The organism is Frigoribacterium sp. MEB024 (assembly GCF_000878135.1).
Taxonomy (GTDB): Bacteria; Actinomycetota; Actinomycetes; order Actinomycetales; family Microbacteriaceae; genus Frigoribacterium.
Map to the genome: position 1 here is coordinate 1 of NZ_JXQZ01000054.1, position 7265 is coordinate 7265.

The window sequence follows — 7265 nt, forward strand, 5'->3', positions numbered from 1 at the left end:
GACCACCGAGGTGGACAGGGCGTCGAGCTCTAGCTCGAACGCGGGGTCGTCGCGGGCCTCGTCGGTGACGTCGAGGACCAACAGGTTCAGGAGGCGCGGTGCGGCCGAGTCGCTCATCTCGCCATCCTGGCAGCACGGCCCGCCCCCGTGCGCGACGCGTCGCTAGTCGGTGCCGTCGATCCCGCCGAGCCGTTCGAGCACGCCCGTGAGGATCGTGCCGGCGGCGTCGGGCAACACGTGGTGGTTCATGTAGATCGCCTCGAGCCAGGGGAGCACCTCGTCGCGACCCCAGCCGACGGCGTCCCAGTCGATGCCGGGCAGCGCCTTCGTGAGGGGCTGGTCGGTCCGCGGGTCGAGCCAGGCCTCGGCGATCGGCACGGCGTCGGACGACCCCTGGGGCGTCCAGCTCAGCGCGATGGGGTGGTCGTCGCCCTCGATGTGGTCGTGCTCGACGGCGCCCGAGCCGAGCCACGGCAGGGTGAGCAGCTCGCCCTCGATGTCGACCTCGATCAGGTCGAGCTTGCGGGGCTCCTCGACCTCGCAGACGTAGAGGTCGAAGCCGGCGTCGTGCCAGGCGGCGGCCTCGTCGACCTCGTCGAGCAGGTCGGGCATGCGGCGGTGCAGGTCGACGATCAGCCGGGTCGACCACTCGACGAGCGCCCGCGTGTCGGCGACGCCGAAGGGGCTGAGGTCGCTGTCGTCGCCGTTCGCGAGGTGGAAGTGGTGCTCGACGTCGCCCGAGGGCGTGGTCTCGAGGTGCACCTGACCGGTCTCGTAGCCGACGTACAGCGCGGTGATCAGGTCGTCGTCGTCGTACTCGGCGTAGAGGTTCGGCTTGCCGAGCGCGGTCGGCAGCGGCGTCTGCGCGGCCGGGCGCTGGCCCAGGTCGAGCACGGCACGGAAATGGGTGGTGGGGAGCCTCAGGCTCATGTCGGTCACGGCGTGGGGTCCAATCGGTTGCTCACGCCAGGGTAGAGGACGCGGCCGCCCGTCCGCGGCCCGTCCACAGCGAAGGAGGCGCGCTCCGGGACTCCCCGGAGCGCGCCTCCTCGTGTGGTCGCCTCGGCGGCGACGTGCCTTCGCGCCTCCGCAGCTGAGCGCCTACGCGGCGACGGGGCTGCGCTGGCCGACGACCGATCCGGCCTCGGCGGCCTCGGCCGACGCGTCGGCCCCGGCGGCCGCACCGCGGCGGACGAACTTCTTCAGCAGGACGAGCACGACGGCGCTGACCACCGTGCCGGACAGGATGGCGACGATCCACATGCCGAGCCCCGTGATCGCGAAGAACACGAAGAACCCGCCGTGGGGGGCCTGCGACGTGACGCCGGCGGCCATCGAGATGGCGCCGGTCACCGCGCCTCCGACCATGCTCGCGGGGATCACGCGCAGCGGGTCGGCCGCGGCGAAGGGGATCGCGCCCTCCGAGATGAACGAGGCGCCGAGCAGCCAGGCGGCCGTGCCGTTGGAGCGCTCGACCTGCGAGAAGCCCTTGCGGTAGAGCACGGTCGAGGCGAGGGCCATGGCCAGCGGCGGCACCATGCCGGCGCCCATCACGGCGGCCATGATCATCAGCGGAGCGGGGTTGTCGCTGATGGAGCCCGCCGACAGGCCGGCGACGGCGAACGAGTACGCGACCTTGTTGACCGGTCCACCGAGGTCGATGCACATCATGAGGCCGAGGATGACGCCGAGGACGATCGCCCCGGTGCCGCTGAGGCCGTTGAGGAAGTCGGTCAGGGCGACGGTCAGGGCGGCGATCGGGCCGCCGAGCACGAGCACGAGCAGGCCCGAGGCGAAGATCGACGCGAGCAGCGGGATGATCACGACGGGCATCAGGCCGCGCAGCCAGCGGGGCACGTTCGGCTTGCCGATCCGGTAGGCGGCGAAGCCGGCGAGCAGGCCACCGACGAGACCGCCGATGAAGCCGGCCCCCATGAAGACCGCGACGGCACCGGCGACGAAACCAGGGGCGATGCCGGGTCGATCGGCGATCGCATAGGCGATGTAACCGGCCAGGGCGGCGACGAGGAAGCCCATCGACAGGTTACCGATCTGGAACGCGGCGGCACCGAGGAAGTAGATCAGGCCCTCGGGCGGCAGGTTCACGAGCGAGTAGTCGGTCAGCACGGTCGCGGCGTTGCCGGCGATCTCGTAGCCCGAGAGCAGGAAGCCCAGGGCGAGCAGCAGGCCACCACCGGCGACGAACGGGATCATGTACGAGACGCCGGTCAGCAACCAGCGCTTGAGCGACGAGCCGAAGCCCTGCTTCTCGGTGGCGGAGCCCGCGGCGGTACCGGCGGCACCGGCCGTGCCGCCCACGCGGGCGGCGTTCGGGTCCTTGGCGGCGGCCAGCGCCTCCTTCACCATGGCGTCGGGAGCGTCGACGCCGCGCTTGACCGGTCCGCGGACGACGGGCTTGCCGGCGAAGCGGCCCTGGTCGCGCACGTCGACGTCGACGGCGAAGATCACGGCGTCGGCCTCGGCGATGACGGCCGGGTCGAGGGGGGTGACCGTGCCCGAGCCCTGCGGCTCGATCTGCAGGTCGGCGCCGAGGCGCTTCGCCGCGGCGACGAGGGCGTCGGCGGCCATGAAGGTGTGGGCGATGCCGGTGGGGCAGGCGGTGACGCCGACCAGCTTCGGGCGACGCGCGCCGTCACCCGTGGCGTCGGCCGCGGACGAGGAGGCGCTGGTCGCCCCGGCCGCGGAGGTGGCGGTGGCGCCGCGCGTCTCGGCGACCTCGCCGCTGACCTCGTCGTCGACGAGCTGCACGATGTCGGCGGGCGTCTTCGCGGCGCGGAGGGCAGCGGTGAAGTCGTCGCGGATGAGGGCGCGGGCGAGGGTCGAGAGGACCGTCATGTGGTCGCCGTCGGCGCCCTCGGGCACCGCGATCATGAAGACGATGTCGGCGTCGCCGTCGGGGGCGCCGAAGCCGACCGTGCGGGCGAGCCGCGAGAAGGCGAGGGTGGGCTCGGTGACCGAGGCCGACCGCGCGTGGGGGATCGCGATGCCGCCGGGGACGCCGGTGCCGACCGAGGCCTCACGCTTGATGGCGTCGTCGGCGAGCGAGTCGGCCGAGCCGGCGCGGCCCGAGGCGGCGACGCGCGCGGCCAGGGCGCGGATGACGTCGGTCGACGTGCCGCCCAGGTCTTCGTCGAGACCGACGAGGTCGGTGCTGATGAGGGATGACATGCTGTTCTGCTCCTTGGGGTTGGGCGACGCTGCTCAGAGGTGCCCGACGGCCGCGGGGGCCACCGGGACGACGTCGATGTCGTCAGGGAAGGTCTGGTCGAGGCGGGGGACGATGCTGCCGGGCAGGGCCGCGGCGGCGGCCCCGGACGCGACGGCCTGGGCGAGGCGGGCCGGGGCGGGGGCCCCGGCCGTCTCGGCGAGCAGGTAGCCCGACAGCGACGAGTCGCCGGCGCCCACCGTGCTCAGGGCGGTGATGACGGGGGCGGCGGCGAACCACGAGCCCTCGTCGTCGATCAACAGGGCGCCCGCGCTGCCGAGGGTGAGCAGCACGGTCTCGACGCCGAGTTCGCGCAGGCGTCGGGCTCCGGCGACGGCCGAGGCCGGGTCGGCCTCGTACGCCTCGGGGTCGCCGCCGACGATCTCGGCGAGCTCGTCGGCGTTGGGCTTCACGAGGTCGATGCCGACGCCCGACGCGATCAGGGCCGCGAAGGGCTCGCCCGACGAGTCGACCGCGATGCGCGGGGCGGCGTCACCGCAGGAGGCGCGCACGGCCCGGACGACGTCGGCCAGCCAGGTCGTCGGCAGGCCGGGCGGCAGCGAGCCCGCGAGCACCAGCCACGAGGCGAGGGCCGCGTGTTCGACGACGAGGGCGGTGAGTTCGTCCACGTGGGAGCCGAGGTCGGGGCCGAGCTCGTTGATCTTGGTGGTCGTGCCGCCGGGCTCGGTCAGGGTGACGTTGGCCCGGAGGCGCTGCCCGATCGGCAGGTTGACGGTCGGCACGCCCCGCTCGCGCAGGGCGACGAGGACCGGGTCGTCGAGGGAGCCGGGCAGCAGGGCCACGGTCTCGGCGCCCGACGCCGCGAGGGCCCGGGACACGTTGACGCCCTTGCCGCCGGGCTCGTCGGTCGTGCTGACCGAGCGCTGCACCGCACCCCGCTGCAGGGTGCCCGGCAGCTCGATCGTGCGGTCGAGCGAGGGGTTCGCGGTGACGGTGAGGATCATGCGGGTGCCTCCTGGCAGCGGTGCGGGGTCGAGCGGGGCCACGACGGGGCGGGGCGCGGGGGTCGAGGCGCTCATGCGACGATCACCTCGACGTCGGCGAGCTCGAGCGCCTCGCCCAGGTCGGGCGCGGGGAGCGCGTCGGTGACCACGGTGTCGATCTCGGCCAGGCGCGCGAACCGCACCAGCGCCTCCTCGCCGTGTTTGGTCTGGTCGACCACGGCGACGACGCGACGCCCGGCGCGGACGTAGGCCGACTTGACGGCGCCCTCGAACTCGTCGGGGGTCGACAGGCCGAAGCCGGCGCTGAGGCCGTTCGCGCCGACAAAGACGATGTCGGGTCGCAGGGCCTGGATCTGCTCGACCGTGCTCGTGCCGACGGCGGCGCTGGTCAGGCCGCGGACGCGTCCGCCGAGCAGGTGCAGGTCGACGTGGGGGCTGTGCTGCAGCAGCGCCGCGATCGGGACGGCATTGGTGATGACGGTGAGGACGGTACCGGGTGTCGCCGGGGCCCAGCGGGCGAGCTCGGCGGCGACGGCGGCCGTGGTGGTGCCGGCGTCGAGGGCGATCGACCCCGTGAACGTCGGGGGCACGAGGTGCGCGGCGGCCTGGGCGACGGACGTCTTCTCGGGGCTGTGTCGGGTCTCGCGCTCGCTCAGGCTCAGCTCGCTGACGCTGGAGCGGCCGGCGGCGACGGCACCGCCGTGCACGCGCTGCAGCAGACCGGCCTGCTCGAGGGCGTCGAGGTCGCGGCGGACCGTCTCGGCCGTGACGTCGAGGCGCAGGGCGAGGTCGCTGACCGACACCCGACCGGCCGAGCGCAGGGCTTCGGCGATCGACTCGTGCCGTTCGGTGGCGTACATGCGACCTCCTCGTCGTCTCGCGGTGCTGCTGGTGCCGGTGCTGCTGGTGTCCGTTCGGCGGTGTTCCGTGCCGTGTGGGCCGACTGTACGTCGGTTCCACAGATAAAACAAGACAAAAGCAGAAAAACGAAGACGAACGCAGATTGATCAGGAGTCGACCGAGCCATGTCCGCAATGCGCACTCTTCCCGATCTGGCTAGTTCATCTAGCAATCCACCTGTCACAGTGATGGACGTACCGGTTCACGGCGGTACGGGCACCGACTTCACGGGCGGTGCCCGCAGTTCCAGCAGGTTCCTCAGGTGACGCAGGGTCGCCAGAAATGAGAAGAACATGAACACCAGCAGCGCCTCGCTCCAGGGCCTCGGCCACGAGCAACTCGTCTCCCTCGTCCGCGGAACGGTCGCTTCGGCCCGCCCCGCGACGACCCGCCCGACCACCGGTCGCGTCGACGCCGGTCTCTACCGCCGCGACCCCCGCGTGCCGGCCGTCCGCATCGAGACCTACCCCCGTCGCCGTCGGGCGCGTGTCGCGGCCGTCGCCCTCGCCGCACCGATCTCGGCAGCCGTCTCGGCCGTCCCCCGGGTCGACGAGCCCACCTACGCCGACTTCCTCGTGGCCGCCCCGGCTCACGCGATGTCGGCCTGAGGCGGGCACGATGACGTTCGCACAGCGCATCCTCGCCGATCAGGTCGGCGACCACGTGTCCTACTTCGACACGGCACTCGACGACACCGACGACCTCGACTGAACGGCCCGACCATGACCTCCTCGCTTCCCTCGCTCGACACCCTCGTCCACCCCGACCTCCACGAGTACGTGGCCGACCGTTACCCCTTCGTGGCGGGCCTGGTGGACGACGACCAGATCTGACCGTCCCGGGCCCCGGCCCGGTGCACGACTTCGGACGGGCTGACGCCCGGCCCGTCGACGGTGCGTACCAGCGGCCCGCAGCGCGGGACGCCGACGAGCACCCCACGAGAGCCCCCTCGCCCCCGGCGAGGGGGCTCTCGCGTGTCCGGGGACGCGACCCGCGGGGGAGGCGGGTGGTCCTCGGGGCGGACGCCGCGCCTCCTCGGGGTTCGTAGCGTGGACGAGGTCGCACCCGTCGGGGCGACGGTGCGGCCACCCGGCCCGCACCGACGACGAACCGAGGAGGCGCGGTGTCCGCCGCCGAGATCGTCCCGCGTCGCCGCCTGGGTCGCGCCGCCCGCGCGCGCGAGTCCCTGCTCGACCTGCTGGCCTTCGGCCGCGCCCAGGCCCTCTCGTGCGCGTTCGCCGTCGCGATCTTCGCGGGGCTCGCCGTGACCCGCGTGGTGGACGTGGGCATCCCGCGCTACGACGCCCTGCTGATCTGGTGCCTGCTCGTGCAGGTCGCGCTCGTCGTGACGCGGCTCGAGACCCGGGACGAACTGCTCGTCATCTGCGTCTTCCACGTCCTGGGTCTCGGGCTCGAGGTGTTCAAGGTGGCGATCGGATCGTGGTCGTACCCGGAGCCCGGCGTGCTGCGCCTGGGAGACGTGCCGCTCTACAGCGGCTTCATGTACGCGGCGGTCGCGAGCTACATCTGCCAGGCGTGGCGCCGGCTCGACCTCCGCGTCGACCCCGTGCCGATGGTGGCGACCATGGCCGTCGCGGTCGGCTTCTACGTCAACTTCTTCACGAACCACTGGATCACCGACCTGCGCTGGGCGCTGCTCGGCGTCGCCGCGCTGCTGATCGCCCGGCGGTCGGTGACGTTCCGCGTGCGGGGCGTCGACCGCCGCATGCCGTTGCTCGTGTCGTTCGCCCTGATCGGGCTGTTCATCTGGGTCGCCGAGAACGCCGCGACCCTGCTCGGTGCCTGGACCTACGCCTCGCAGGCCGACGGCTGGAGCCTCGTGCACCCGAGCAAGATCGGCTCGTGGATGGTGCTCGTGATCTTCAGCTTCGTGCTCGTGCTGTGGCTGAAGCAGCGGAAGGGGCCGCGGCGAGCCTGACGGCGTGACGGTCGCACCACCGTCGCGCCGTCGAACCACGCACTCGGGTGGTTCGACGACGCGGACGTGGTGCATCCTCGCCCACGGGTGGCGGTCAGGGGGCGGCGTGGCGCCCGACGCGCGTGGGGGCCGGGGTGGCCGGTGCGGCAGCAGCCGCCGCGGCGACGGGTACCGCGGCGACGGGTACCGCGGCGACGGGTACCGCGGCGACGGGGACCGCGGCGACGGGGACCGC

At 73.0% G+C, this 7265-nt stretch carries 6 protein-coding genes; 2 read left to right on the plus strand and 4 right to left on the minus strand.

Going from position 1 to position 7265, the window contains the following annotated elements; all coding sequences use genetic code 11:
* Positions 1-162: 162 nt before the first annotated feature.
* The 4 genes from SZ60_RS11210 to SZ60_RS11225 all read right to left on the minus strand — a co-directional run bounded on the left by SZ60_RS11210 (position 163) and on the right by SZ60_RS11225 (position 5051).
* Entirely contained in the window at positions 163-939 is a 777-nt protein-coding gene (locus SZ60_RS11210) for a hypothetical protein (RefSeq protein ID WP_043595997.1), read from the minus strand.
* A 162-nt stretch (positions 940-1101) separates the two neighbouring features.
* On the minus strand, positions 1102-3189 hold the full coding sequence (locus SZ60_RS11215; RefSeq protein ID WP_043595998.1) for a fructose-specific PTS transporter subunit EIIC: 2088 nt from the start codon (positions 3187-3189) through the stop codon (positions 1102-1104).
* 33 nt (positions 3190-3222) lie between these two features.
* The gene (locus SZ60_RS11220) at positions 3223-4191 is read right to left on the minus strand and encodes a 1-phosphofructokinase family hexose kinase (protein WP_043596002.1); all 969 of its coding nucleotides are present in this window, start codon (positions 4189-4191) and stop codon (positions 3223-3225) included.
* 71 nt (positions 4192-4262) lie between these two features.
* A complete protein-coding gene (locus SZ60_RS11225) occupies positions 4263-5051 on the minus strand; it encodes a DeoR/GlpR family DNA-binding transcription regulator (protein ID WP_043595999.1) in 789 nt (262 codons plus the stop codon).
* Positions 5052-5384: 333 nt separating this feature from the next.
* On the opposite strand from SZ60_RS11225, the gene SZ60_RS11230 reads away from it, so the two are divergent.
* Both SZ60_RS11230 and SZ60_RS11235 read left to right on the plus strand, forming a co-directional pair.
* Positions 5385-5699: a hypothetical protein gene (locus tag SZ60_RS11230; RefSeq protein WP_043596001.1), complete on the plus strand. Its 315-nt coding sequence runs from the start codon at positions 5385-5387 to the stop codon at positions 5697-5699.
* A 515-nt stretch (positions 5700-6214) separates the two neighbouring features.
* Positions 6215-7030, plus strand: coding sequence for a DUF817 domain-containing protein (locus tag SZ60_RS11235; RefSeq protein WP_197073552.1), 816 nt, complete (start codon positions 6215-6217; stop codon positions 7028-7030).
* Positions 7031-7265 lie beyond the last annotated feature (235 nt).

Excerpts from the sequence above, each read along its gene's own strand:
- SZ60_RS11215 (WP_043595998.1), bottom strand. The coding sequence starts at position 3,189 with ATGTCATCCCTCATCAGCACCGACCTCGTCGGTCTCGACGAAGACCTG.
- SZ60_RS11220 (WP_043596002.1), bottom strand. The coding sequence starts at position 4,191 with ATGATCCTCACCGTCACCGCGAACCCCTCGCTCGACCGCACGATCGAG.
- SZ60_RS11225 (WP_043595999.1), bottom strand. The coding sequence starts at position 5,051 with ATGTACGCCACCGAACGGCACGAGTCGATCGCCGAAGCCCTGCGCTCG.
- SZ60_RS11230 (WP_043596001.1), top strand. The coding sequence starts at position 5,385 with ATGAACACCAGCAGCGCCTCGCTCCAGGGCCTCGGCCACGAGCAACTC.